General features: G+C 62.3%; 20 protein-coding genes and 4 tRNA genes. 12 read left to right on the top strand and 12 right to left on the bottom strand.

Features of this window, described 5'->3' with window-relative positions:
* The first annotated feature begins 1 nt into the window (after nt 1).
* The 5 genes from HWX91_RS30400 (at nt 2) to HWX91_RS30380 (ending at nt 4,671) form a co-directional block, all read left to right on the top strand.
* Nucleotides 2-874, top strand: coding sequence for a class I SAM-dependent methyltransferase (locus HWX91_RS30400; RefSeq protein ID WP_028199170.1), 873 nt, complete (start codon nt 2-4; stop codon nt 872-874).
* Nucleotides 871-1,317 (top strand): ribonuclease HI, encoded by a 447-nt coding sequence (rnhA, locus tag HWX91_RS30395; protein WP_028199171.1) that lies wholly within the window; start codon nt 871-873, stop codon nt 1,315-1,317. Before HWX91_RS30400 ends, rnhA begins: the two co-directional genes overlap by 4 nt.
* An 80-nt stretch (nt 1,318-1,397) precedes the next feature.
* Nucleotides 1,398-2,132: a DNA polymerase III subunit epsilon gene (gene dnaQ / locus HWX91_RS30390; protein ID WP_028199172.1), complete on the top strand. Its 735-nt coding sequence runs from the start codon at nt 1,398-1,400 to the stop codon at nt 2,130-2,132.
* Nucleotides 2,133-2,180: 48 nt separating this feature from the next.
* A tRNA-Val gene (locus HWX91_RS30385) sits at nt 2,181-2,255 on the top strand.
* A gap of 538 nt (nt 2,256-2,793) precedes the next feature.
* Complete coding sequence (locus HWX91_RS30380; protein ID WP_028199173.1) at nt 2,794-4,671, top strand: ABC transporter ATP-binding protein; 1,878 nt, start codon at nt 2,794-2,796, stop codon at nt 4,669-4,671.
* A gap of 98 nt (nt 4,672-4,769) precedes the next feature.
* Here HWX91_RS30380 and HWX91_RS30375 read toward each other — a convergent pair whose 3' ends face one another.
* The 3 genes from HWX91_RS30375 to HWX91_RS30365 all read right to left on the bottom strand — a co-directional run bounded on the left by HWX91_RS30375 (nt 4,770) and on the right by HWX91_RS30365 (nt 7,615).
* The gene (locus HWX91_RS30375; protein ID WP_028199174.1) at nt 4,770-5,234 is read right to left on the bottom strand and encodes a DUF2214 family protein; all 465 of its coding nucleotides are present in this window, start codon (nt 5,232-5,234) and stop codon (nt 4,770-4,772) included.
* Nucleotides 5,235-5,392: 158 nt separating this feature from the next.
* Nucleotides 5,393-6,238, bottom strand: a complete 846-nt coding sequence (locus HWX91_RS30370; RefSeq protein ID WP_028199175.1) for a hypothetical protein — start codon at nt 6,236-6,238, stop codon at nt 5,393-5,395.
* A gap of 312 nt (nt 6,239-6,550) precedes the next feature.
* The gene (locus HWX91_RS30365; protein ID WP_028199176.1) at nt 6,551-7,615 is read right to left on the bottom strand and encodes a glycosyltransferase family 4 protein; all 1,065 of its coding nucleotides are present in this window, start codon (nt 7,613-7,615) and stop codon (nt 6,551-6,553) included.
* Between the two features lie 695 nt (nt 7,616-8,310).
* Between HWX91_RS30365 and HWX91_RS30360 the strand changes: the two genes are divergently transcribed.
* Entirely contained in the window at nt 8,311-10,146 is a 1,836-nt protein-coding gene (locus HWX91_RS30360; protein WP_028199177.1) for an ABC transporter ATP-binding protein, read from the top strand.
* A 116-nt stretch (nt 10,147-10,262) separates the two neighbouring features.
* On the opposite strand, the gene otsA is transcribed toward HWX91_RS30360, so the two are convergent.
* Both otsA and otsB read right to left on the bottom strand, forming a co-directional pair.
* The gene (gene otsA, locus HWX91_RS30355; RefSeq protein ID WP_028199178.1) at nt 10,263-11,723 is read right to left on the bottom strand and encodes an alpha,alpha-trehalose-phosphate synthase (UDP-forming); all 1,461 of its coding nucleotides are present in this window, start codon (nt 11,721-11,723) and stop codon (nt 10,263-10,265) included.
* A 55-nt stretch (nt 11,724-11,778) separates the two neighbouring features.
* The gene (gene otsB, locus HWX91_RS30350) at nt 11,779-12,528 is read right to left on the bottom strand and encodes a trehalose-phosphatase (protein WP_028199179.1); all 750 of its coding nucleotides are present in this window, start codon (nt 12,526-12,528) and stop codon (nt 11,779-11,781) included.
* A 460-nt stretch (nt 12,529-12,988) separates the two neighbouring features.
* Here otsB and HWX91_RS30345 point away from each other — a divergent pair, with 460 nt between their 5' ends.
* Genes HWX91_RS30345 through HWX91_RS30335 form a run of 3 tightly spaced genes read left to right on the top strand, consistent with a single transcriptional unit; the run spans nt 12,989 to nt 14,932 of the window.
* Entirely contained in the window at nt 12,989-13,558 is a 570-nt protein-coding gene (locus HWX91_RS30345; protein WP_042276424.1) for an SCO family protein, read from the top strand.
* An 18-nt stretch (nt 13,559-13,576) separates the two neighbouring features.
* Nucleotides 13,577-14,038: a copper chaperone PCu(A)C gene (locus HWX91_RS30340; protein WP_028199181.1), complete on the top strand. Its 462-nt coding sequence runs from the start codon at nt 13,577-13,579 to the stop codon at nt 14,036-14,038.
* Nucleotides 14,039-14,047: 9 nt separating this feature from the next.
* A complete protein-coding gene (locus HWX91_RS30335; protein WP_028199182.1) occupies nt 14,048-14,932 on the top strand; it encodes a cytochrome c oxidase assembly protein in 885 nt (294 codons plus the stop codon).
* Nucleotides 14,933-15,025: 93 nt separating this feature from the next.
* On the opposite strand, the gene HWX91_RS30330 is transcribed toward HWX91_RS30335, so the two are convergent.
* From HWX91_RS30330 to uvrC, 7 genes are all read right to left on the bottom strand, one after another.
* Nucleotides 15,026-15,532: a GNAT family N-acetyltransferase gene (locus HWX91_RS30330; protein ID WP_028199183.1), complete on the bottom strand. Its 507-nt coding sequence runs from the start codon at nt 15,530-15,532 to the stop codon at nt 15,026-15,028.
* A 94-nt stretch (nt 15,533-15,626) separates the two neighbouring features.
* On the bottom strand, nt 15,627-16,385 hold the full coding sequence (locus HWX91_RS30325) for a TraB/GumN family protein (protein WP_028199184.1): 759 nt from the start codon (nt 16,383-16,385) through the stop codon (nt 15,627-15,629).
* A 264-nt stretch (nt 16,386-16,649) separates the two neighbouring features.
* Nucleotides 16,650-16,723, bottom strand: a tRNA-Cys gene (locus HWX91_RS30320).
* A 104-nt stretch (nt 16,724-16,827) separates the two neighbouring features.
* A tRNA-Gly gene (locus tag HWX91_RS30315) sits at nt 16,828-16,903 on the bottom strand.
* 62 nt (nt 16,904-16,965) lie between these two features.
* Nucleotides 16,966-17,041 (bottom strand) — tRNA-Gly (locus HWX91_RS30310).
* A gap of 249 nt (nt 17,042-17,290) precedes the next feature.
* Entirely contained in the window at nt 17,291-17,884 is a 594-nt protein-coding gene (gene pgsA, locus HWX91_RS30305) for a CDP-diacylglycerol--glycerol-3-phosphate 3-phosphatidyltransferase (protein WP_028199185.1), read from the bottom strand.
* Between the two features lie 208 nt (nt 17,885-18,092).
* Nucleotides 18,093-20,303: an excinuclease ABC subunit UvrC gene (uvrC, locus tag HWX91_RS30300; RefSeq protein ID WP_028199186.1), complete on the bottom strand. Its 2,211-nt coding sequence runs from the start codon at nt 20,301-20,303 to the stop codon at nt 18,093-18,095.
* A gap of 306 nt (nt 20,304-20,609) precedes the next feature.
* Here uvrC and earP point away from each other — a divergent pair, with 306 nt between their 5' ends.
* From earP to HWX91_RS30285, 3 genes are all read left to right on the top strand, one after another.
* On the top strand, nt 20,610-21,803 hold the full coding sequence (gene earP / locus HWX91_RS30295; RefSeq protein WP_028199187.1) for an elongation factor P maturation arginine rhamnosyltransferase EarP: 1,194 nt from the start codon (nt 20,610-20,612) through the stop codon (nt 21,801-21,803).
* Between the two features lie 220 nt (nt 21,804-22,023).
* Nucleotides 22,024-22,581: an elongation factor P gene (gene efp / locus HWX91_RS30290; RefSeq protein WP_028199188.1), complete on the top strand. Its 558-nt coding sequence runs from the start codon at nt 22,024-22,026 to the stop codon at nt 22,579-22,581.
* A gap of 680 nt (nt 22,582-23,261) precedes the next feature.
* Nucleotides 23,262-24,644, top strand: a complete 1,383-nt coding sequence (locus tag HWX91_RS30285) for a sigma-54-dependent transcriptional regulator (protein ID WP_028199189.1) — start codon at nt 23,262-23,264, stop codon at nt 24,642-24,644.
* Nucleotides 24,645-24,765: the final 121 nt, after the last annotated feature.

Here is a 24,765-nt window from a genome sequence, read left to right as displayed (position 1 = left end):
TATGACTGACCGAGCGATTATAGACTGGCCTGCCTGGACCGATTCGCCACCCGGCCGCTACGTACTCGAGTGGGAACAGACCCAGCTCGATCGCGTCGTGTCCGACGTGTTCGGCTACCATGCGCTGCAACTCGGCCTGCCGCAGCTAGACGCCTTGCGCGAGAACCGCATGCCGTGCCGCGGACTCGTGCTCGACGCGGCAAGCGGCGCGAGTGCGCCCTACACGTTGCCGCGCGGCTTGGGACGTGCCGGAAATGGCGCTGGAACCGGCGCAGGAAATGGCTTGAGAAGCGGCGCGGCGCAGGATCTGCCCGCGAGACTGGCGGCGCCGCTCGGGCGCAGCGCGGTCTGGTGCGATCTGCTCGACCTGCCGTTCGAAGCACAAAGCGTCGATCTGATCGTAATGCCGCACACGCTGGAATTCACGAGCGACCCTCACCGGCTGCTGCGCGAAGCCGAACGTGTGCTGATGCCCGAAGGCCAACTGATCATTCTCGGCTTCAATTCGCTGTCGCTGTGGGGCGCGCGCCAATCGGTCGGCAAGATGACCGGCCGGCCGTTCGTGCCCGCGGCAGTCGATCTGATCGCCTTCACGCGCCTGAAAGACTGGATCAAGCTGCTGGGCTTCGACCTTGAACGCGGGCGCTTCGGCTGCTATCGTCCGCCGCTCGCCAGCGATCAATGGCTGTCCCGCTATGGATTCATGGAAGCCGCCGGCGACCGCTGGTGGCCAATTTTCGGCGCCACCTACATGATCAAGGCGATCAAGCGGGTGCGCGGCATGCGCCTCGTCGGCCCGCTGAAAGTGAAGAAACCGGTCCTTGCCGCGGGCCTCGCACCCGCCACCCCGAACACACGCAACCATACTCAATGACTTCCGACATCATCGATATTTATACCGACGGCGCCTGCAAGGGCAACCCCGGCCCCGGCGGCTGGGGCGCACTGCTGCGCTTTGGCGACCAGGAAAAGGAACTGTTCGGCGGTGAACCCAACACCACCAACAACCGCATGGAACTGATGGGGGTGATCGCCGCGCTCGAGGCGCTCAAGCGTCCCTGCAAAGCCGTCGTGCATACCGATTCGCAGTATGTGCAGAAAGGCATCAGCGAATGGATTCACGGCTGGAAGAAAAAAGGCTGGATCACCGCTGCAAAGCAACCGGTGAAAAACGCCGATCTGTGGAAGCGGCTCGATGCGCTCGTTGCGCAGCACGAAATCGAATGGCGTTGGGTGCGCGGTCACAACGGCCACCCGGAAAACGAACGCGCGGATCAACTGGCTAATCGCGGCGTCGCGTCACTCGCGCAAGTGTGAGGTGCGCCGCCATGCCCGCGGCGACACCGGCGCGCGCGCCCTTCTTCTTTTGCTGATTTTTTAGAGCAGGCTAATCCGACATGCGTCAACTCATCCTCGACACCGAAACCACCGGCCTCAATGCACGAACCGGCGACCGGATTCTTGAACTCGGTTGCGTCGAAATGGTGAACCGCCGGCTCACTGGCAACAACCTGCATTTCTATATCAACCCGGAACGCGACAGCGATCCGGGCGCATTGGCCGTTCACGGGTTGACCACCGAGTTCCTGAGCGACAAGCCGAAATTCGCCGAGATTGCCGATCAGATTCGCGACTTCATTCAGGACGCGGATCTGATCATTCACAACGCGCCCTTCGACATCGGCTTTCTCGACGCCGAATTTGCGCTACTCGGTTTGCCGCCGGTGAAAACCTACTGCGGCGAGATCATCGACACATTGGCGCGCGCCAAGCAGATGTTCCCGGGCAAACGCAATTCGCTCGACGCGCTGTGCGACCGCTTCGGCATCAGCAACGCGCACCGTACCCTGCACGGCGCACTGCTCGACTCGGAACTGCTCGCCGAGGTGTATCTGGCGATGACCCGTGGCCAGGAAAGCCTCGTCATCGATATGCTCGGCGATTCGCACGGCAGCGGCGACGCGCACGCCCCGCGCATCGCAATCGATTCGCTGAATCTGGTGGTGCTTGCGGCGAGCGACGACGAAATCGCCGAACATCAGGCAGTGCTCGACGGTCTCGACAAAGCGGTCAAAGGCACGAGCGTGTGGCGCCTTGATCCGTCACCGGCCGCGGATGAGCAAACCGCTTAAAAAACACTAGACGAGCAGAAAAATCCCTGACATAATTCGGCTCTCTTCGGGTGGTTAGCTCAGCGGTAGAGCACTGCCTTCACACGGCAGGGGTCACAGGTTCAATCCCTGTACCACCCACCAGATTCGCTGGGTTCCGAAGAACCGCAAAAGAAAGCCCTCGAACTTGAGTCGAGGGCTTTTTTGTTTTTGCCTCGGCTTTGTATGCTTGCATGCGCGCGGCAGATCGATCGCTCAGGTGTACGCACGTTTATACGCAGCACGTACCCTCACACACCCTCTCGCGCGCAAGCGACCGCTTCGCTTCGAAGTCAACACCGAACTTTCGTACGATTGCGGCCGCCAAATACTGCTGATATAGTCAGTTTTCGGGCACACGCCCCATCTACTTTTTCCACCTCTTTCGACTACAGGGAGGCGTCACATGTTCGCAGTGCATATCGCCGTCCCTGGGATGGCCTCGCGGCCATCTTCGCGACCTTAACTCCGTCGCGTCGTCGCTCACGCGGTTCTGCCTGAACAGGCCGTCCGCAAAAATCCCAGACAGTCCGTAGTCCCATTGCCGGCGTCGTTATCGACATTTTCCGGCGCGCTCGACTGTCTCTTCCTTTCGCTTCTGACTGGAACCTCGGTCCGCTCACGCGTCACCGAGTCGTGGCAAATGACCAGAAAAAAACTCGACCTTCGTGGACACGCCTTCAGGAATGTCCTCGGCTTTACCTTCCGTCACTGGGCCAAACAGCCTTGGCGCATTTGCGCGATTACCGCGCTGGTGCTGCTCTCGGCATTGGCCGACGTACTTACGCCGATGTTCGCCGGACGGCTCGTCGACGCAATCGCGTCCGGTTCTGCCGGCGACGCGCTCGCGTGGCGCGCGGCGATCACGGCCTTTTGCGTACTGAGCGCACTTGGGCTCGGCGCCGAACTGCTTCGCCAGGGCGTGTTCTTCAATCTCATCAGGCTGACGCTGAAGATGATGAGCGAAATCGCGTCGAACGCATTTCATCGCGTGCAACGCTTTTCAACCGACTGGCACGCCAACAGCTTCGCCGGATCCACGGTGCGCAAGATCACGCGCGGCATGTGGGCGCTCGATCTGCTCAACGACACGCTGCTGGTCGCGCTGTTGCCGTCGGTGGTCATGTTGGTCGGCTCAACGGTGCTGCTCGGCTGGCGCTGGCCGATGATGGGCGCGGTCGTGGGTGTCGGGTCCGCGCTGTATATCGCGGTCACCGTGATCGTGTCGCTCGGATTCGTCGCGCCCGCCGCGCGTCTCGCTAACGCATGGGACACCCGTATGGGCGGCGCCCTCGCCGACGCAGTCAGCTGCAACGGCGTGGTGAAAGCGTTCGGCGCCGAAGAGCGCGAAGAAGCCCTGCTCGACCGCGTGATCGTCAAGTGGCGTCACCGCACGCGCCGTACATGGATTCGCGGCACGATCAACGGCGGCTTGCAAGGCGGCATGCTGGTCGCGATCCAGGCCGCCATTCTCGGCGCCGCGCTGCTGTTGTGGATGCGCGGCGAAGCGAGTGTCGGCGACATCACGTTCGCGTTGACAATGTTCTTCATGCTGCAGGGCTATCTGCGCGACGTGGGCATGCACATCCGTAACCTGCAGCGCTCGGTCAACGACATGGAAGAACTGGTGCAACTGGAGAGCCAGCCACTGGGCATCGAAGATCGGCCCGGCGCGGGTCCGATCGCGATCGGCAAAGGCGAAATCCGCTTCGAGCACGTCACCTTCCACTACGGTGCGAAAGCCACGCCGCTCTACGAGAATTTCTCGGTACGCATCGCGCCGGGGGAACGCGTCGGACTGGTCGGGCACTCGGGCTCCGGGAAGACGACCTTCATCAAGCTGATCCAGCGGCTGTACGACATTTCGGAAGGCCGGATCACGATCGATGGCCAGGACATTGCCCGGGTGCGGCAGGCGTCGTTGCGCAGCCAGATCGCGATCGTTCAGCAGGAGCCGGTACTGTTTCACCGCTCGCTGGCGGAGAACATCGCCTATGCACGACCCGGCGCGAGCCGCGCCGAGATCGAACGAGCTGCGAGGCTCGCGAGCGCGCACGACTTTATCGCGACGCTGCCTCAAGGTTACGACACGCTGGTGGGTGAACGCGGCATCAAGCTCTCCGGCGGCGAACGTCAGCGCGTGGCGATCGCACGGGCGTTTCTTGCGGACGCGCCGATCCTGATTCTGGACGAAGCGACCTCGAGCCTCGACAGCGAAAGCGAAGTGCTGATCCAGCAAGCCATGGAGCGGCTGATGACGGGCCGCACTACGCTGGTGGTGGCGCACCGCCTTTCCACGGTGCGTGCGCTGGACAGGCTGCTGGTGCTGGACAAGGGCAAGGTGATCGAGGAAGGCAGCCACGATGCCTTGATCAGACTCGAAAACGGCCTTTACAGGCGGCTGTTTGAACGTCAGGCGCTGGAATTGATCAAGGGCCTGGGCGATTCAGAGGTCACGCGCAAGACCGATAACGCAAAGGCGAATCTGCCGGATGATTCGAGCTTGCTAGTCGAGAAGTAAATTGCCGGGAAGTATGCGGAGCGTCATGCGGAAGCCGCCGGTTACCGGCGTTTTCCGCTGGCGTGACGCACGCCTTCACAAAGCACCTCGTCGCGCGACTAAACCACGCCTGCGGGCAGCCCGATACCGCGCGCCATGCCGCTAGCCGCGAACACCATCAACACGAGCAGCACGGTCTGGATCACGCTGAAACGCGCATACGTACGCGCTTTCTTCAAATCGGGCGGAGCGCCATTTCTGATCGCGGCACGCCACCGTATCAAGCCGAGCATCGTCGGGACTTCGAGGATAAGAATCAGCACGAGCAGCGTCATCTTGACGTGAAAGAGCGGCTCATGAAGGTAGTAGTCGGCGCCCTTTTCAAAACCACCGAAGGCGCGCATCAGACCGGTGACAACCAGCACCAATGCAGAAAGACCCCACCGGGCATCGGAGCGAAATACGGAGCGCAAAGCAGCGGGCACGCTGGCTCGTCGTAATGACCAGGTGCGCCGGAGAATCGACGCGAGGGCAAAACCATAAGCGAGCAGATGAACGGCGGCAAGCAACCAGCGAACCAGCATGGTGACTCCTGGAAACGACGCAATACGATCGATGTATGTCTCACCCACCGCTGAAACGCCGGCTTGCATGCGGGTGACACGTCTTATTGTCAGCTACCCCGTACTTTACGACGCCTGCTTCGACCGTGGGGCGTAGCCTACGGTACGAAGCGACAGATTCAGACTTGCCGCAACGAGGTGTCGAGCGCGCGCGCGGCGACCCGGTCGCCCTCGGTCGTCAACGCCGTGCGGAATACGGTTTGCCGATTGTGGCCCGCCGCAGCCGGCGAATCCCACAGCAATTCGATTTTTGGACGCCGGCCAAAGGTGCTGCGAGCCAGCGCAGGCGCGCCGGCCTGGGCCACGGGGCCGGACGATTCACCGGCGACACCAAACGCCACGACAGGAGTGGGTGTCGGCGGTGTGTTCGCGCCGGGAACCGCCGCCCATCGCACGGATAATTCACGCGCGTCGTACTGCCCCACCTTGCGACGCTCGGCCCAAACGACCACCGTGCGCGTAGCCGGATCGAGCGCAACCGCATAGCGGCCGATCGCAAAGCGACGCGCGGCGATATTGGTTCGCCATAGCGCACGCGGCCGGCAAATCCACATCACCGCCGCGTACAGCGCCGGCGCTGCGACCAGCCAGCCGTTGGTGGCCGCCACCGCCTGCACCGCACGACGCCAACCGGCGCTCGTGGCAAACGCGCCGACCGACCAGGCCGCAAACAGGAATCCAAGGAAAGCAAACACACGCAGCGCCTGCCGCAGCCATTGCGGCAGCGGATGGAGCGGACGCTCGGCCACGGCGCGCGCGCCCGGCAGGAAGATCAGCAGGAACAGGAAGACGAGGTTGATGCACGCCCACGGCGAGGACACCATTGCCGACAGCGACGCGCCCAGGTCCATCTGCGACATCGAAAAAAGCCAGCGAGCAAGGAGCACGAGACCGATGGCGCGCAGCGCGAAAATCATTCCGGCGCCGGGCGCCGCGTTCGCACGCGTCTCTTTCGTTCTCGCCAAGGCATCCTCCTGTCGTCGGCGGCGCCGCAGCCAAATTTGCGGCACGGCCATTATAGGGATATTACGGAGACTGGCTCATTCTTGCCGGTCTCAAACCCGCACTTTCTAGCGCACACAGGCAAAAACGCGGCGCATATGCAACAACGCCCCGCGGGCAAGGTGCACGTGGGGCGTTGCTGGGCCACAGCCGGACCGGTAAATCGCTGGGGGCGCCTAGCTGGGGGCGCCTAGCTGGGGGCGCCTAGCCGGGCGCACCTGGCCGAAACCTCCCCGGCAAGCCGGCTTGACTGCGTTTACTACGATTACCGCGCGTTAGCTGGCGTTGACTTCGCGCAGCACCGTGCGATGCTTCCGACGCAGCAACTCTTCGTACGCGGCGACGTAGTTCTGCGCCATCACTTTCGACGAGAAGCGCGCTTCAAATGCGGCGCGCACCTTGGCGCGCGGCAGCGTGTGCAGACGCTTCAGCGCGGCGACCGCGCTGATTTCGTCTTCGACGACGAAACCCGACACGCCGTTTTCGATCACTTCCGGCACCGAACCGCGATTGAACGCGATCACCGGCGTGCCGCAAGCCATTGCTTCGATCATCACCAGACCGAAGGGCTCCGGCCAATCGATCGGGAACACCAGTGCGTGCGCGTTGCCGAGGAATTCACGCTTTTCGGCTTCGCCGATTTCGCCGATGTATTCGACGTGCGGGAGCGCCATCAGCGGCTTGATCACTTCTTCGTAATAGGCACGATCGGCCTTGTCGATCTTGGCGGCGACCTTGAGCTTCATGCCTGCCTGGCCGGCGATGCGGATCGCACGGTCAAGACCCTTCTCCGGCGAGACGCGGCCAAGGAATGCGAGGTAGCCGGGCTCCACGTCCTTGATCGGCGTGAGCACGTTTTCCGGCAGACCGTGATAAACGGTTTGCAGCCAGTTCGCTTGTTGCAGCGGGATGCGCTGGTTATCCGAAATCGACACCACCGGCACGTCGCTGAACGTGTTGAAAATCGGCTGCAGTTCCGGCAAGTCAAGACGGCCGTGCAGCGTGGTCAGAAACGGCACCGGCTGACGGGCGAACAGCGAGAACGGGTAGTAATCGATGTGAAAATGCAGCACGTCGAATTCGTCCGCACGGCGGCGCACTTCTTCGAGCAGCAACATGTGCGGCGCCATCACGTCGCGGATGGTCGGGTCGAGGCGCAACGCCTGCGGCCAGAAAGCTTCGAGTTTCGCCGAGGTTTGCGAATCGCCGCTTGCGAAAAGCGTGACGTCATGGCCCTGTTCCACCAGCGCTTCGGTCAGGTAGGACACTACGCGTTCCGTACCGCCGTAAAGCTTGGGAGGAACCGCCTCGTGCAAGGGAGCGATTTGAGCGATTCGCATAATGAAGAACTCCTCGTAAAAAATCAGGCAAAAGTGCTGCGTTTGGTAAAAGCGACTCGCTTGCTCGCCAGGGCAGTCTGGCCGGATATGCCGGCGCGGGCCTGATTCTTTCGAGAAATCCTGCGATGGATCGCTTGGGTAATGAGCCCAGATCAACAGTTCGCTGTCTGCGCATGTGCCGGTAAACAACGCATACAGGGCACGTACGTTGACAAACTGTTAGAAATTTCGGTGGGCCAACAGAGCATGCATTATCGGTGCCGGCCGCCTCGCTGCACCACAACATTTCAAAGTCTTTACGTTGTTACAAAGGCGAAACACTTTACAAACCCTTGTTTTATAAGACAGTTCTACAGTAGCAACTGGCTTGCGACGCTGACCCGACGGCGGCGGCGTTGAGCGCCTGTGTCAACTTTGCCGGCAGACATTGAAGGAATGCCGCACCGCAGTTGAATGCAATTTGTAATTATATCTCGAAATTTTCCGCAGCCTGTGTGAACCGCCGCTCCATTGGCGGGTCGAGCAACAGTAGGTCGCGGTCGTCTATCGCGAAATCAGTCGCGCCATCGCCCGGATACACAGGGCGCAATCGCTTTTGCATGTTTACAATGCGAAGCATCGGCTTCGCGGCAAACGCTTTGGCTGTGGCCCATGCCTTGCATGAACAACCTGAAACACACCGACCTCACGATCAATTGGAACATTTAACCATCGCCCAGCGTAATGCCCAGAACGCAAAGCTCGCGAGCTATGCGCACAGGCCGCTTGCGTTTCTTTTCCGCTTTATTCGCCGCCATCCGCTCGCGCACGCGATCGTCCTGTGCAGCGTGTTTGCGGCCGTGGGCTGTGCGCTCGCTTCGCAGTACGCGATCAAGCATCTGATCGACGTGCTCGGCGAAGGCCGCCATCACCCCGGTCCGCTGTGGGGCGCGTTTGCCATCCTGGTCGGCCTGATTGCCGCCGACAACCTGCTGTGGCGGGTCGGCGGCTGGGTTGCCGCGCACACCTTCGTGGCCGTGACCGGCGACTTGCGGCGCGACCTGTTCCAGTACCTGAGCGGCCACTCGCCGACCTACTACTCGGAAAAGCAGCCCGGTATGCTGGCGAGCCGCATCACGGCAACGTCGAACGCGGTCTACACCGCCGAAAACACCACCGCCTGGAACGTGTTGCCCCCGTGTATCGCGGTGCTCGGCGCGATCGTCATGATCATCGCGGTGAATCCGCTGATGGCGGGCGGCCTGATGCTGTGCTCGGCCATCCTGTCGGTCGTGCTTTACAAGCTGGCCGGGCGCGGCTCGGCGCGGCATCATCATTTCGCCACCAAGGCAGCGTCGGTGGACGGTGAGCTGGTCGACGTCATCAGCAACATGGGCCTCGTGCGCGCCTTCGGCATGACGTTTCGCGAGCAGCAGCGTTTCGGCGCGACCGTCAAGGCGGAAATGGAAGCCCGCCAGCAGAGCCTGCTTTATCTGGAAAAGCTGCGCCTGCTGCATGCGGTGATCACCGCCCTGCTCTCCGCCGGTTTGCTGGGCTGGGCGCTGTGGCTGTGGGATCAAGGCAAGGCGACCTCCGGCGACATCGTGCTGGTCAGCTCGCTCGGTTTCACGATCCTGCACGGCACGCGCGACCTGGCCGTGGCGCTGGTCGACGTCACCCAGCACGTCGCGCGGCTCGCGGAAGCCGTGCGCACCCTGCTCGAGCCACACGGCATGCCGGACCGCGACGGCGCTACCGAACTCGTGCCGCAAGGCGGCCGGGTCGATTTCGAAAGCGTGACGTTTGCCTATCCGCGCCGCCGACCGATTCTCGATCACTTCGATCTGCATATCGAGCCGGGCCAGCGGGTTGGCCTGATCGGCAAGTCGGGCGCGGGCAAATCCACCGTGCTGGCGCTGCTACAACGCTTCTACGAGACGCAGGGCGGCGCCATCAAGATCGACGGCCAGGACATCGCCACCATCACCCAGGACAGCCTGCGCCATGCAATCGCGCTGGTACCGCAGGATATCTCGCTGTTCCACCGCACGGTGTACGAGAACATTGCTTATGGCCGCCCGGACGCGAGCCGTGAGGAAGTGATCGCCGCCGCGCGTGAAGCCCGCTGCAGCGATTTCATCGACGCCATGCCGGAGGGATTCGACACGATCGTCGGCGACCGCGGCGTCAAACTGTCCGGCGGACAACGCCAGCGCATCGCGATTGCGCGCGCGATTCTGAAGAATGCGCCGATCCTTCTGCTCGACGAAGCCACCTCGGCGCTAGACAGTGCATCGGAAGAGGCGATCCAGAAGGCGCTCGACCGGCTGATGGTGGGCCGCACGGTGATCGCGATTGCGCACCGGCTGTCGACGCTGAACAACTTCGACCGGATCATCGTGATGAGCCAGGGCAAGGTCATCGACGACGGCAGTCCGGAAGAGTTGCGTCTGCGACCCGGCCTGTATCGCGATCTGCTCTCGAAGCAGTATGGCAAGGGCGCGACGCTGCATGTCGGCGGCAAGAAGGTGGACGAGCAGCACGTGGTCTGACCAATGCCCGGCCCGCTCCTCCGCCAGGCCGGTAGCCCACAAAAAAGCCGCTCGGAAGCGGCTTTTTTGTTTCCCCCTGCGAATGAACATCCGCGCTGATCCGGCCTGATCGCCACCTATCCGACGCTGGTCTCACGCACAGCCCGCTTACCCGACCCGGCCCGCACCTTCACGGTTCGCGGGCTCTTCGCACCCTGTGCCCTCTGAAGATCGCGCATGAAGTTATCGCGCCACACCGACACGTTGTTCTCGCGCAGTTGCGCCATCATGTCGCGATGACGCGCCTGGCGCTCCGCAAGCGGCATCGCCAGCGCGCTCGCGAGCGCCTCGGCCATGCCGTCGATATCGACCGGATTCACGATCAACGCGCCGCCCAGTTCCTGCGCCGCGCCGGCAAAACGTGACAGCACGAGCACGCCGGGATTCTCCGGGTCCTGCGCCGACACATATTCCTTCGCGACGAGATTCATGCCGTCACGCAGCGGCGTGACGTAGCCGACATGCGCCGTACGAAACAGCGCGGCCAGCACCGAGCGCTCGTACTGCTTATGGATGTACAGGATCGGCGTCCAGTCGAGTTCGGCAAAACGGCCATTGATGCGCCCTGACTCCCCTTCGAGTTGCAGACGAATGTCCTGATACGCGTGCATGTCGGCACGCGTGGGCGGTGCAATTTGCAGGAACGACACCTTGTTGCGTTGTGCGGTGGAATGTTCGAGCAGCCGCTCGAACGCACGGAAGCGCTCGACCAGCCCCTTCGAATAATCCAGCCGGTCCACGCTCATGATCAGCTTGCGGGAATGCAGCGTGGCCTTCATCGTGCGCACCGGCTTGCCCCGCTCACCCGCTTTCGCCAGTTCGGCGATTTCGTCCGGATAGACGCCGATCGGGTAAGCGGCCGCACGCAGAGTCCGGCCAAACGCATGGACCGTCAGCGGACCGCTGGCCGATACGTCGACCGTGCCGTTCGCCTCGTTGACGATGTAGTCGCAGAACGCCCGCAAATCAGGCGCGGTCTGGAAACCGAGCAAATCGAACGAACAGAGCGCTTCGACCAGTTCGCGATGAGGCGGCACCGCCAGCAACACCTGCGAGGCCGGAAACGGGATATGCAAAAAGAAACCGATGCGATTTTTCACGCCGGCCGCCCGCAATGCCTGGGCGAATGGAATCAGGTGATAGTCGTGAACCCAGATCACGTCGTCTTCACGCAAGAGCGGCACGAGTTGCTGGGCGAGCCACGCATTGACGCGGCAATAACCGCCGAAGTCGTGGCGGTCGTATTGCAGCAGATCGGCGCGATAGTGGAACGCAGGCCACAGTGTGGCGTTCGAGAAGCCGCGGTAGTACTGGTCGTAGTCGCGGCGCATCAACGCGATGGTCGCGAACGTCACCGGCCCGCGCTCTTCCACCTTGATCTGCGGCTGGCCGGAGCTGAGCACGTCGCCGCTCCAGCCGAACCACATGCCGCCGGTTTCCTTCAATGCGTCGTAGACGCCGACTGCGAGGCCGCCCGCCGCCGGGCCACCCTCCGAGATCGGTGCGACCCGGTTCGATACGATGATCAGTCGGCTCATGAAGCGCGATTCCCGATGCAGTAAGTCATAGTCGTTAAGCGATGCGGTGTCACCATCACGCTCCGCGCGCGGCCGCGACAATCGATTCCAGCCAGTCGAGCAGCGCCGTGACCGACCCGGCGCGCGCATGCGCCATCGTGTCGCCCGCGCCCACCTTGATCGACAGCCCACCGCGCTCGTTGACGACGGCAAAGCCTTTCTCGTCGGTCAGGTCGTCGCCGGCAAACACGGGGGTGCGGCCGACGAACGGCGGTTCATCCAGGAACGCGCGCATTGCGCGGCCCTTGTCGACATCCTTCGGCTTGATTTCGTAGACCATCTTGCCCGGCTGCAACACATACGCGCCAGGATAATCGGCCACCAGCCGCTCCGTCGCCTCGCGCGCGACCGCCTCGCGCTCAGGTGCGTTACGGTAATGCAGCGCCAGCGCCGCGCCTTTGATCTCGAGCAGCATGCCGGGGTGCTCGTTGACGACTTGGGCGAGCACCTGCTCCATGCGCAAGAGCCGCTCGTCGTGAAAACCGATGCGCTGCGTGTCGCCGTTCGCGTCGCGCCGTTCGGCGCCATGCAAACCGGCAATCGGCAGATCGGGCATGCCGAGAAAACTGTCGATGCTGTCAATGCCGCGGCCCGACACGATCGCGACGGCGCCATTCGTGAGATTGCGCAATTCGGTCAGCAAACCGATCACGCGCGGTTGCACCAGCACGCCGTCCGGCGTGGGCGCGAGTTCGACGAGCGTGCCGTCGAAGTCGAAGAAAAATGCCGTCTCACCTGGAGACAGGACAGCCGGAAGTGCTTGCATCGGTTAATTTTGCCTTTCGGCCTTCTGCGGCCGGAAAAGTGTGCGCATCTTACCGCGCATCCGTCAATTTTTCGAGAAAGTAAGCTGGGACCTAAGCGTGGCCGGGCGGTACGGCCAATGCGGCTCACGATTGCGTTCAAAAAGAGAACAATCCGGCTTCAACCAGCTTTCACCCGCCTGCGTCAAATTGCCTCGCAAAGCACGCGCCTGCGGGCGCTGCGCGACGTCGTCGGAGATTTTGCGATACAGTCGCAGCCACGCAGACCATTGCAGTGACGACCATATTTGCACACTATGACGGGCCGCGCGCCGTGCACGAATCACGCTGCGTCCATTCACGCGCCGCTCTTCAATCGAGTAATTGAACCCTGCTTTGTTCCCCATTATCTCGTCCCGCCGCCAGCCGAATCTCGTCACGCCCCGCCGGCCCTGGCTTAGGCGCCTGGCCACGCTAACCGTGATGGTGGGCGCGCTCGGTGCAATGAGCGGCTGCACGCATCCCGACGAACCGTTCCAGTTGACCAACGTGACCGGCCATTTGCCGGATCTCGATTTCACACTGACCGGCGACGACGGCCGCCCCGTAACCGGCGATTCGTTCAAAGGCCGCACCTCGCTGGTCTACTTTGGCTATACGCATTGTCCGGATGTCTGCCCCGAGACGATGGGCCGCCTCATGCAGGTTCTCGGCAAACTCGGCCCGGACGCGCAAAAGGTGCGCATCCTGTTCATTACCGTCGATCCGGCGCGCGACACGCCCAAAGCCTTGCATGACTACGTGGGCGCCTTCGACTCGCGACACGCCGAGGGCCTGACAGGCACCGCCTGGCAGATCGAATCACTCGCCAAACGTTACCGGGTCGCCTATCAGATGGAAAAGCGCGACCCCAACGGCAACTATGAGGTCACCCATAGCTCGGCCGTCTACGTGTTCGATCAACAGGGCCATGCACGCCTGCTCGCCACCGATCACGATACTCCCGATGCGATCGCACAAGATCTGCGCCGTATCATTGATGACCGTTCCTGACCTTTCCCGAGTTCATTCATGTCGATCAAGTTCAAAACGTTCGCCGCACTGAGCTGCACCCTCGCCCTCTCATGCGGTTTCACGTCGGCCGCGTTTGCCGCTGGCGCTAACGCGATCAGCGTCAAGGACGCGTGGGTGCGCTGGCTGCCGAACAACCTCCCTGCCGCCGGCTATGCGACGCTGGTGAACGCGAGCGATAAGCCGGTCGACCTCGTCGATATTTCCAGCAACGACTACGGCGACGCGATGCTGCATCAAACCGTGTCGAACGGCTCGACGCAGAAGATGGTGATGGTCGACAAGCTGACGGTGCCCGCGCACGGCCAGGTGGCAATTGCGCCGGGCGGCTATCACGTGATGCTCGAAGACGCGAAGCACAAGATCGCGCCGGGCGACACCGTGCATCTGACGCTGAAGTTCTCCGACGGCGAAACGCTCGATACGCCGTTCGCCGTCAAGTCACCCGCCCAGACCAAGTAACACGCCGCGATGAATCTGCTCTACTGGCTCGACCCCTGGGAGTTCTCGCCGACTGTCGTGATCGCCTTGCTGGTGCCGGCGATCCTTTTCGTGCGCGGCGCGCACAGGGCGAAGCTGTCGATTCGCCGGCGCATTTCCTTCTGGTTCGGGCTGGTCGCGTTGTATGTCGCGCTGCATACGCGGCTCGATTATTTCTTCGAGCATGAGTTCTTCATGCATCGCTTGCAGCATCTGGTGCTGCATCACCTCGGGCCGTTCTTTATCGCGCTCTCGTATCCGGGCGCCGCGTTGCGCGCGGGCATTCCATTCAGATGGCGGCAGCGCTTCGTGCGGCCCGCGCTGGAGGCTCCGTTAGTACGCAAGCTTCTCGACGTGGTGATGCATCCGGTGGTTGCGGTCACGTTGTTCGTCGGGCTGATCTATTTCTGGCTGATGTCGCCGATCCATTTCGTGGCGATGCTCGACTGGCGGCTCTATCGCGTGATGAACTGGAGCATGGTAATCGACGGCCTGCTGTTCTGGTGGCTCGTACTCGATCCGCGGCCCGCGCCGCCGGCGCGTTTGTCGCCCGGCAAGCGCGTGCTGGTTGTGATTGCCGCGATTCCGCCGCAGATCATGCTCGGCGCATTTATCTTCTTTACGCCGCGCGAGCTTTACCCGATCTACTCGATCTGCGGGCGCGCCTTTACGTGGCTAAGCCCGATGCGCGACCAGCAGATCGGCGGATTATTGCTGTGGATTCCCGGCTCGATGATGAGCGTGATCGGCGCGCTGGTGGCGTTGCGTCACTGGATGCGGCTGTCGGCGCGCGGGCGCCTGCGCGGCGAGCGGCGCGTAAAGACGGCGCAAGGCCTGACGCAAGCTGCAACAGCGCCGGCGAGCGGCCGCCGCTGAGATTCCGAATCTGTTGAAGAAGCCGCGGCGCTTGCAGCCGGTCGGCGCGCACGCGCTGGATCAGGTTGTCATTCCTGTTGCCATCTGACTGAGTTAGGCCGAGCGCATCCACACATGCGGGATGCCGTCCTCGTCGTGAATCTCCGACACCGGCGTAAAGCCGAATGCGCCGTAGAAGCCTTGCAGATGAGCCTGCGCATGCAAGCGGATCGGTGTACCGGGCCACTGTGCCCGGATATGCGCGAGCGAGCGTTCGAGCATCGCGTTGCCGAGGCCAATGCCGCGGAATTCCGCGGTGGTCAGAACGCGGCCGATGCGGATATCGGTGTCGTCGGCATCCGGCAGCAACACGCGCAGATAGCCCGCTAGCGGCTTTTTTTTGGTGCTGGATGTATCACCGGGACCGAACGCGAACAGATGCCATGCGGCTGAATCGAGCCCGTCGATGTCGCCATACACGCAGTTCTGCTCGACGACGAACACGGCGCTGCGGGCGGCCAGCATCGCATAGACTTCCGCGTTCGTGAGGTCGTCGAACGTTTTCCAGCGCCATTCGAGTTGCGCCAGTCGCGTGGCGGCGGTGTGCTGCGGTTCAGTCATGGAAATCTTCAAGGGAAGCGCGCCTTAACGGGCGGCGGCAAAGGAGAATTATGCCGCGCGTGGCGCTCCAAGGCTATCTCGTCGGCAAAGCCCTCTAGCTGCTGACGAAAACCGGCTCGACCGGCTGTGCGAGACATTCGATCAGGTTACCGGGCCCGCACAGATGCAGCGCGCCCACCACCACCAAGATTCGCTCTGGCCGTCCGGCCAATTCCTTCACTCGCGCCGCCCACGCGCGATTGCGCGCATCGAGAATGGCGCTGCGGATGCCGGGCAAGTTGAACATTGGCGACTCGACGGCGATCTGGTGCACGGCCTGCAAATCGCCGTGTAACCACGCGGTGTACATCCGCTCGAGCGTGCGCTGCGGTTCGTCGAGATCGGACATCAGCATGCCAAGCGCGGCACCGACTGCTTCGAGCGGAATCGACTCGAGCGATGCCGCAACCTCCTGTGCGGTCTCGAGATACTCGTACGGCTTGGCTTGCGCCAGTGCCGAGCGCAGCATGCGCGGCTCGACACCTTCGACGACCTGCTGGAACAGCGTCGGCGCGACGATCAGCGTGGCCCATGGACGCAACTCGGCGAGCGGCGCCAACGGCCCTTGCGCGGGCCACACGGCCTGTAGCTGATTCCAGGCGTCGGCGGATAGCAACGGCTGCAGTTGATCGGCACCACCCTGCGGGGGAGCCTTCAGAAACGGCAGAATCGTCGGCGGATCCGATTCGAAGACCAGCGATTCGGCCCAGTCATATGCTTCAGCAATCCATGGCGGCGTTCTGCGACTCGTCGCAGGGAACAGATGCATTGAGCCGAGCAAACGGACGTTGGTGCCGGTGAGTTGTAGGTACATGCAACCTCAAGTGGACGGGCGCAATTCAATCGACTGTGCACAGCGCGTAAATCAGGCGTAGATAGAAGGAGCGGCGTTCGGTATCCGGGATGCGCATGATGTCGATGCGAGGGGGAGTCTGCGAACTATAACGTTGCGCAGAGCGAAGCACACTGCCGGACGCGGTTGCATATCGCCCGGGAGCAGGGCCACCAAGTACGAGATAACACGACGCCGAAAAAAGAAAAGCCCCGACAAGTCGGGGCTTTTCTTTACATCAACTACTGGAGGCGCGAGCCGGAGTCGAACCGGCCTAAACGGCTTTGCAGGCCGCTGCATAACCGCTTTGCTATCGCGCCGCAAGCGGACTGGAATCTAGCTGCAGATTCTCAGATCTGTCTGGTGAGCCACCAAAAGAACCGGCCCATCAAACAAAAAGGGAAGCACTGCTTCCCCTAATGATTGGAGCGGGAGACGAGGCTCGAACTCGCGACCTCAACCTTGGCAAGGTTGCGCTCTACCAACTGAGCTACTCCCGCATTGCCCTACTTCACAACGCCTTGCACTTTTACTTCGCCAAACAACGCGCTGCTTCAAAAATTGGAGCGGGAGACGAGGCTCGAACTCGCGACCTCAACCTTGGCAAGGTTGCGCTCTACCAACTGAGCTACTCCCGCATTGTGCTGCTTTTGCCCTACTAACTGCTGCCTTGTTACTGCAACTACACGCTTACTGTCTCCGTTACTACCTGCGACGTTTCGAACTGCGTGCATCGGAGAAACGAGATTATGGAGAAACGACTGAAACGTGTCAACCCCTTTTGCGTATGTCTTTAACTGAAAAGATTTCACTCACGCTAGCGCGACGTTCGAACAAGCGCGCGCCTTCCGCGCGCTGCGTCTCGCTCGATCTCCGCTCAGACACAATCAGGCCACGCCGCCCCGTTCGCGGATCTGCGGCCATGCAAGTTTCATGTAGTAGAGCATCGACCAGATCGTCAGGAACGCAGCCAGATAGATCAGCCACAAACCCCACACGCGCGTATCGACGGACACACCGCCGCCGAACGGCAACGGCCCGTAGAACAGCAGCATCGGAATCGCGACCATCTGGCACACGGTCTTGAACTTGCCGAGCGAATTCACCGCAACGCTCTTCGACGCACCGATCTGCGCCATCCACTCGCGCAGCGCCGAGATAGCGATCTCGCGCCCGACGATCACCAGTGCGATTGCCGAATCGATCCGCGCGAGTTGCACCAGCACCAGCAACGCAGCCGTCACCATCAGCTTATCGGCAACCGGATCGAGGAACGCGCCGAACGCCGAAGTCTGGTTCCACTTACGGGCCAGGAAGCCGTCGAACCAGTCGGTGAGCGCCGCCAGAATGAAGATCGTCGCGGCCGCCAGATTGCGGTGTGCCGGGCTCATCATCATGTCAGGCAAATAAAACACACCGACGACGAGCGGAATCAGAACGATCCGCAGCCAAGTCAGGAAAATCGGAAAATTAAACGGCATGGGCAGGCGCAGCGTCTGACAAGGGAGATGCAATTGTGCCGTGTCGCAAGGCCTGCCACAAGCAAAGCGGCGCGCGGAGCCTGGCGCGCGCAACGCCGGGGCACCGCTTATCAGCCGCCTGGCATCTGCTTACCGACCGCTTTTGCGTTATTTATCGACCGCTCGCTGCAGCATCCGGGCGCTGCCCGGCGTGCCGCGACCGGTGTAATTAGTGCAATTGCCGGTAGATCTGCTCGGCCAGCGCCTGCGAAATTCCTTCGACGCTCGCCAGATCCTCGACGCTTGCCGCAACCACCCCACGCAGCCCACCGAAACGCGCCAATAACCGCTGACGCCGCTTCGCGCCCACCCCTTCGAGTTCTTCGAGCCGTGAGGTCTGGCGTGTCTTGCCGCGCTTTGCACGCATGCCGGTAATGGCGAAACGGTGCGCCTCGTCGCGGATTTGCGCGACCAGCATGAGCGCGGCGCTTTCCTTGCCGAGTTCGAGCGGAGCGCGGCCATCCGCGAAAATCAGGGTTTCCAGCCCCACCTTGCGCCCCTCGCCCTTCGCGACACCGACCAGCATGCCGGTATCGAGACCCAGTTCGGTGAACACCTGCCGTGCGATTTCGACCTGCCCCTTACCGCCGTCGATCAACACGATGGTCGGCAGGATGCCGCCAGCCGCAGCCGGTTCCGCGGCATCCGCTGCGAGCGACGGGTCCACGGCCGCGTCGGTTTGCAATTCGGCGGCTTCATCCGCCGCGTTCGCGGCCGCTTGCGCCACCATCTTCTCGTATCGGCGCATCAGCACCTGGCGCATCGCCGCGTAGTCGTCGCCCGGGGTGATGCCGGTGATGTTGTAGCGGCGGTACTCGGACGACTGCATCTTGTGATGGTGATACACCACGCACGACGCCTGCGTCGCCTCGCCCATCGTATGGCTGATGTCGAAGCACTCGATGCGCAGATGCGCGAGATCGTCGCACTCCATGCCAAGCGTATCGGTGAGCGCGCGCGTGCGAGCCTGCTGCGAGCCTTGTTCCGAAAGCAGGCGCGCGAGTGCGAGCCGTGCGTTCTGCTCGGCCATCGCGAGCCACGCGCGCCGTTGACCTTGCGGCTGGCGCAATACCGTCACCTTGTGGCCGGCCTGCTCGATCAGCACGTCGACCAGTTCGCGCGTGGCCGGCGCGTGGCTGACCACGAGCACCGGCGGTACGCGGTTGCCGATGTAGTGCTGCGCGATGAACGCCTCCAGCACTTCAGATTCGATGCCGCCGGCAGTTGCACGGCCTTTGCGCGGCGCTGGAGATCCGGATTCCGACCCGGACTCGGCCGCCTCATCCGTCTGTACGTCGGGCGCAGCGTCTTCGTCTTCCTCGTCATCGGCTTCTTCGGACGGCATCTCCCCAGCAATCGCGAGCGCATCGTCTGCTTCGGACGCTGCGTTTGCCCTGTTGCCGCCCTCGTTCAGCACCGAGCCGTCGCCAGCCGCGATGTCGGTCAGCAACGCATCGTCGCCGCCTTCTTCGAGTCCACCCTCGCCGATCGTCAGGGCGCTTTCCACATGCGCCGGGAAATACGCCTTGTCGCCCAGATGCCGCCCGCCTCGCACCATCGCCAGATTCACGCACACGCGTCCGCCGAGCGCCACGACCGCGAGAATATCCACGTCGCTGTCGCCACCCACTTCGATCGCCTGCTGATGCAGCACCGTCGACAACGAACTCATCTGATTACGCACCGCCGCGGCCTGCTCGAACTTCAGTTCGCTCGCGAACGCATGCATTTTCTGCTCGAGCTCGTTCATCACCTCACCTTGCCGGCCGAGCAGAAAGCGCGACGCATTGGCAACGTCGCGCGCGTAATCCTCTTCGCTGATGGCTCCGACGCAAGGCGCCGTGCAGCGGCCGATCTGATGCAGCAGGCAGGGCCGTGTGCGGTTGTTGAACACGGAATCTTCACACGTGCGCAACTGGAACACGCGCTGCAGGATCTGGATGCTCTCGCGCACCGCCCACGCGCTCGGAAACGGTCCGAAATACTGATTCTTGCGATCCACCGAGCCGCGGTAATACGCCATGCGCGGAAATTTGTGGCCGGTCAGTTTGAGATAGGGATAGGACTTGTCGTCGCGAAACAGGATGTTGTAACGCGGCGCCAGCGCCTTGATCAGATTGTTTTCGAGCAGCAGCGCCTCAGCCTCGGAGCGCGTGACGGTCGTCTCGATGCGCGCAATGCGCGTCACCATCATCGCGATACGCGGGGACAGTTGCGTCTTCGTGAAGTAGCTCGAGACGCGCTTCTTGAGGTCGCGCGCCTTGCCCACATAAAGCACCGCGCCCTGCGTATCGTAATAGCGATACACGCCAGGCAGATGCGGCAATTGGGCGAGCACTTTCTTCGGCTCGAAAACGTCAGTTGCTTCGGGTTCGGTCATGCAGAATCGATTGGCTGGGACAGTGTTGCGAAGCCTCTGCCCGCGTGTTGCGCGTCAAGCGGCCGTTTAGACGCGAAACCGCGGATGAGTGCTTTAGAATCGCCAGTTTAGAGCATTCCGCGCGCGTTCGAACCTTGCTGCATCGAACGCTTCGATGGCGCGGTGCCGAGCCGGCGGCCGAACTGATCGCATGATCCGCCTGGGTTACCGGCTCGGGTCACCGGCCGGGTCACCCGGCCGATTCGTCCGCCAGCAAGACTTTGCGCCCTCTCCACGCCACCCGTGCCACTCCGCGACCCACGCCCCATGTCCTCCACCACGCCGCCGTCCGAACAATCCGTCACCGCACCCACCGCGATCGCTTGCGATATCTTTTGCGCGGTGATCGACAATTTCGGTGACATCGGCGTGTGCTGGCGCCTCGCTCGCCAGCTGGCAAGCGAGCACGGCTGGCTGGTGCGCGTATTCGTTGACGACCTGCACGCGTTCCAGAAACTGTGCCCTTCGCTGGCGCTGGATCGCGCGCGCCAGACGATCGGCGGCATCGTCATTGAACACTGGCAGGAGCCGGCCCATGCAGGCGACACGCTCGAGGTGGCTGACGTCGTGATCGAGGCATTCGCCTGCGAGTTGCCGCCGGCATACGTCGCCGCGATGGCGCGGCGCGAGCGCGCGCCGGCCTGGTTGAACCTCGAATATCTGAGCGCGGAAGACTGGGTTGCGGACTTCCATCTGCGGCCGTCGCCGCACCCGCGCTACCCGCTCACCAAGACCTTCTTTTTCCCCGGACTCGGCCCCGGCACGGGCGGCGTGCTGAAAGAACGACATCTCGACGCGGCGCGCATGGCCTTCGAGGCGTCGCAACCGGCGCGCGAGGCGTGGTGGCTGGAAACCACCGGCCGCGCGCCGCCCCCGGCCACCGCCACCGTCATTTCGCTGTTCGCCTACGAAAACCCCGCCGTCGACAGCCTGCTCGAACAATGGCGCGACAGTGCCGAACCGGTTGTTCTGCTGGTGCCGGAAGGCCGCATTTCGGGAGCGGTCGCGCGCTTTTTCGGCCTGCCGTCGTTCACCGCGGGTTCGCACGCCGAGCGCGGCAGCCTCCGTGCCCACGCGCTCGCATTTACCGCGCAAGCCGGCTACGACCCGTTGCTGTGGGCGAGCGACGTCAATTTCGTGCGCGGCGAAGATTCGTTCGTACGCGCCCAATGGGCCGCCAAACCCTTTGTCTGGCACATCTACCCGCAAGCCGACGACGCCCATCTGCCCAAGCTCGACGCCGCGCTCGCCCACTACGCGCGCACCCTGCCCGGCGATGCCCGGAACGCCCTTGCGCGCTTCTGGCACGCATGGAACGGCGCCGGCAAGCCTGACTGGGCGGAATTCCAGCGTCACCACGCGGTGTTGAAGCGGCGCGCAGCCGAATGGGCCGGCGAACTGGCCCTGATAGGCGACCTCGCCGGAAATCTGGCCTTGTTCGCAAAAACTCAGTTAAAATAAGCGGTTATCCAACGGCCGACGACACAAGCGCGACCCGATCGCAGCGATCTTGTTGGCAAATTCGTCTGGTAAATTCGAATTCGTCTCGCGAATTGGTCTGGCAGATTCGCCAGGCTAGCTGGCCTGACTAATTCGCGAGGCAAACCCTGCAGGCCGATCCGCTTGCGCCGTATGCCGTTGAGCAACAGTTGAAGCTACTTATTTCGTACAGGACAGTTTTATGAAGACCGCACAGGAACTCCGCACCGGCAACGTAGTCATGATCGGCGCAGACGCGATGGTCGTGCAAAAGGCCGAATACAACAAATCGGGCCGCAACTCCGCCGTCGTCAAGATGAAGTTCAAGAACCTGCTGACCGGCGCAGGCATGGAAAGCGTGTACAAGGCAGACGACAAGTTCGACGTCGTAGTGCTGGAACGCAAGGAAGTCACGTACTCGTACTTCGCTGACCCGATGTACGTGTTCATGGACGCCGATTACAACCAGTTCGAAGTCGAAGGCGAAATGATGGGCGACGCCCTTCACTACCTCGAAGACGGCATGGCTTGCGAAGTCGTGTTCTACAACGACAAAGCCATCTCGGTCGAACTGCCGACCACGCTGGTCCGTGAAATCATCTACACGGAACCGGCAGTCAAGGGCGATACGTCGTCGGGCAAGGTGTTGAAGAACGCCAAGCTCACCACCGGTTTCGAACTGCAAGTGCCGCTTTTCTGCAACATCGGCGACAAGATCGAAATCGACACGCGTACGCACGAGTATCGCAGCCGCGCCTAAGCGCCTGCAGCCTGCGCGGGAGCCAAGTCCCCACGTCCGGCGCAGTGAAAAAAATGGCAAAAAAAAGCGCCCGCACTGGGCGCTTTTTCTTTTTTGTGCCGCCGTGTATGGTTGAGGAAAACTTTACCGGCACTCTTCTAAAAAATGCCTGTGCGCTCCGTTTATCTCCCGTCTCTGCGTCGAACAAACCATTGATAAACTTAAGTAATTGGCTTTGGCATAATCCATGCTTCCCTCTGACATAGGTCACTAAGGCTTTATTTCTCCAACTCTCTCCAACTCTTGGGATGCGACCTGAATCACGACATCGCTGAAGAAAGATGAAGTTTGAGATAGGACGCCTCTTCGCCGGTGAGCGGGATTTCTGACCAGTCGAATGAAGGAAATACCGGTGCCCGCCCATTCGCCGGATTGCATCAGAGCGGACATCCACTGAAAAGCAAAGGACCCAGAAACTAAATGAGTCGAATCGCCCCAACTCTGCTTGCACATCGTGTCCCACGATCTGCACGACGCCCATGCCAGTCGGCCCGGGGCGGTTACGCCGCGGTGGCAGGCACTGCTCGCGCGGTACGGCGTTCGACCGACAACATTACCGGCCAGCCATCGCGCCCAGTTCGCGCGCCAGAGTACCGGCGCGGCGTCCCGGGTATTCCGTCCATCTAAAAATAGCGCTCGCCATGCCACATGCCCTGATTGTTGAAGACGATCCCAATAGCCTGTCTGGCCTGTCCGCCATCCTCGCCGCCGACGGCTTCTCCGTCGACACCGCGACCACCATCGCCGAGGCCCGGGCCGCGCTGACACGCTTTATTCCCGATGTCGTGCTGGTCGATCTGAATCTGCCGGACGGCAGCGGGCTCGATGTGCTGCAGCACCTGCCCGCGCACCCGCCCGGTGGCGCCTTGCCTGTGATCGTGATGACCGGCAACGCAACAGTCGAAAGCGCGATCGAGGGTTTGCGGCATGGCATCTGGGATTACCTGCTCAAGCCGGTCAATATCCCGCGTCTGCGCAGTCTGCTCGCCCGGATTCCGCGTCCATACGAGCTGACCGAGGAAGTCCAGACCCTGCGCGCGTCGCTGCGTCAACTCGGCCGTTTCGGCTCATTATTGGGCCGCAGCGGCGCGGTCCAGCACGTGTACGACACGATCGAGCATATCGCGCCGACCGAAGCCGCCGTGCTGATTTCCGGCGAAGCCGGCACGGGCAAGCAGATTGCCGCGCGCACGCTGCACGACATGAGCCGGCGCCGCAAAGGGCCGTTTGTCACATTCGATTGCCGGAGCGCAGGCAGCCTTGCGGCGCACCGCTCGCTCGACAGTCTGCTGTTCGGCCATGAGCGCGGCGCGTTCAGCGGCGCGGACCAGCGCGAACCGGGGCTGTTCGAGCAAGCCAGCGGCGGCACGCTGTTCATCGAAGAAATCGCCGAACTGCCGCGTGCCCAGCAGGAAGCGCTGCTGCGCGCCCTGGATTCGCAGACCTTCATGCGAGTCGGCGGCACCAATCAGGTGGCGACCGATTTCCGGCTGATCGCATCGACACGCAAAAGCCCGCGCGCGGCGGTTGCTGATGGCAGCTTGCATCAGGACCTCGCGCTGCGTCTGGAAGCGGCGGCTATCACGCTGCCGCCGTTACGCGAGCGCGGCGACGATCCGGCGCTGATCGCGCAAGCCGTGGTCGATGAGCTGAATCACGAAGCAACTTCGCGTGGAACGGCGGAGGTGGCCAAGCAGATCGGACCGAATTTCCTGCGCGAATGTCTTTCGTACGACTGGCCGGGCAATGTGCGCGAGTTACAGGACCGCGTGCGCCGGGCATATCAAGCCTCGGGGGACGTGCTGGAATCGCTGCGCGCCGATGAAGCGAGCTCGGCAAACGGACGCGATCTGAACGGCAGCCGTGTGCAGGTCACCGTCGGCACCCCGCTCGCGGACGTCGAGGAAATGCTGATCCGTGCGACGCTCGACGCAGTCGGCGGGACGCGCCATCGCGCTGCATCGCTGCTCGGGATCAGTCCGAAGACGCTGTATAACAAGCTGCAACGGATGCGGTTGAATTGACGAGGCCGGGCTGGCCGCGTGGCTAGCCCGGTTTGAATAAAAAAAACGGCGCCTGAAAAAAGCGCCGTTTTTTTGCTCGATGCAAACGCTCGAGACGTTGATCCGTTGATCCGTTGATCCG

This window comes from Paraburkholderia fungorum, from assembly GCF_902833645.1.
GTDB classification, from domain to species: Bacteria; Pseudomonadota; Gammaproteobacteria; order Burkholderiales; family Burkholderiaceae; genus Paraburkholderia; species Paraburkholderia fungorum.
The sequence above is the reverse complement of the archived record's forward strand: the minus strand, read 5'-3'. Positions and strand labels throughout refer to the sequence as shown.

Excerpts from the sequence above, each read along its gene's own strand:
- HWX91_RS30400 (WP_028199170.1), top strand. The coding sequence starts at position 2 with ATGACTGACCGAGCGATTATAGACTGGCCTGCCTGGACCGATTCGCCA.
- rnhA (WP_028199171.1), top strand. The coding sequence starts at position 871 with ATGACTTCCGACATCATCGATATTTATACCGACGGCGCCTGCAAGGGC.
- dnaQ (WP_028199172.1), top strand. The coding sequence starts at position 1,398 with ATGCGTCAACTCATCCTCGACACCGAAACCACCGGCCTCAATGCACGA.
- HWX91_RS30380 (WP_028199173.1), top strand. The coding sequence starts at position 2,794 with ATGACCAGAAAAAAACTCGACCTTCGTGGACACGCCTTCAGGAATGTC.
- HWX91_RS30375 (WP_028199174.1), bottom strand. The coding sequence starts at position 5,234 with ATGCTGGTTCGCTGGTTGCTTGCCGCCGTTCATCTGCTCGCTTATGGT.
- HWX91_RS30365 (WP_028199176.1), bottom strand. The coding sequence starts at position 7,615 with ATGCGAATCGCTCAAATCGCTCCCTTGCACGAGGCGGTTCCTCCCAAG.
- otsA (WP_028199178.1), bottom strand. The coding sequence starts at position 11,723 with ATGAGCCGACTGATCATCGTATCGAACCGGGTCGCACCGATCTCGGAG.
- otsB (WP_028199179.1), bottom strand. The coding sequence starts at position 12,528 with ATGCAAGCACTTCCGGCTGTCCTGTCTCCAGGTGAGACGGCATTTTTC.
- HWX91_RS30345 (WP_042276424.1), top strand. The coding sequence starts at position 12,989 with ATGGTGGGCGCGCTCGGTGCAATGAGCGGCTGCACGCATCCCGACGAA.
- HWX91_RS30340 (WP_028199181.1), top strand. The coding sequence starts at position 13,577 with ATGTCGATCAAGTTCAAAACGTTCGCCGCACTGAGCTGCACCCTCGCC.
- HWX91_RS30335 (WP_028199182.1), top strand. The coding sequence starts at position 14,048 with ATGAATCTGCTCTACTGGCTCGACCCCTGGGAGTTCTCGCCGACTGTC.
- HWX91_RS30330 (WP_028199183.1), bottom strand. The coding sequence starts at position 15,532 with ATGACTGAACCGCAGCACACCGCCGCCACGCGACTGGCGCAACTCGAA.
- HWX91_RS30325 (WP_028199184.1), bottom strand. The coding sequence starts at position 16,385 with ATGTACCTACAACTCACCGGCACCAACGTCCGTTTGCTCGGCTCAATG.
- pgsA (WP_028199185.1), bottom strand. The coding sequence starts at position 17,884 with ATGCCGTTTAATTTTCCGATTTTCCTGACTTGGCTGCGGATCGTTCTG.
- uvrC (WP_028199186.1), bottom strand. The coding sequence starts at position 20,303 with ATGACCGAACCCGAAGCAACTGACGTTTTCGAGCCGAAGAAAGTGCTC.
- earP (WP_028199187.1), top strand. The coding sequence starts at position 20,610 with ATGTCCTCCACCACGCCGCCGTCCGAACAATCCGTCACCGCACCCACC.
- efp (WP_028199188.1), top strand. The coding sequence starts at position 22,024 with ATGAAGACCGCACAGGAACTCCGCACCGGCAACGTAGTCATGATCGGC.
- HWX91_RS30285 (WP_028199189.1), top strand. The coding sequence starts at position 23,262 with ATGCCACATGCCCTGATTGTTGAAGACGATCCCAATAGCCTGTCTGGC.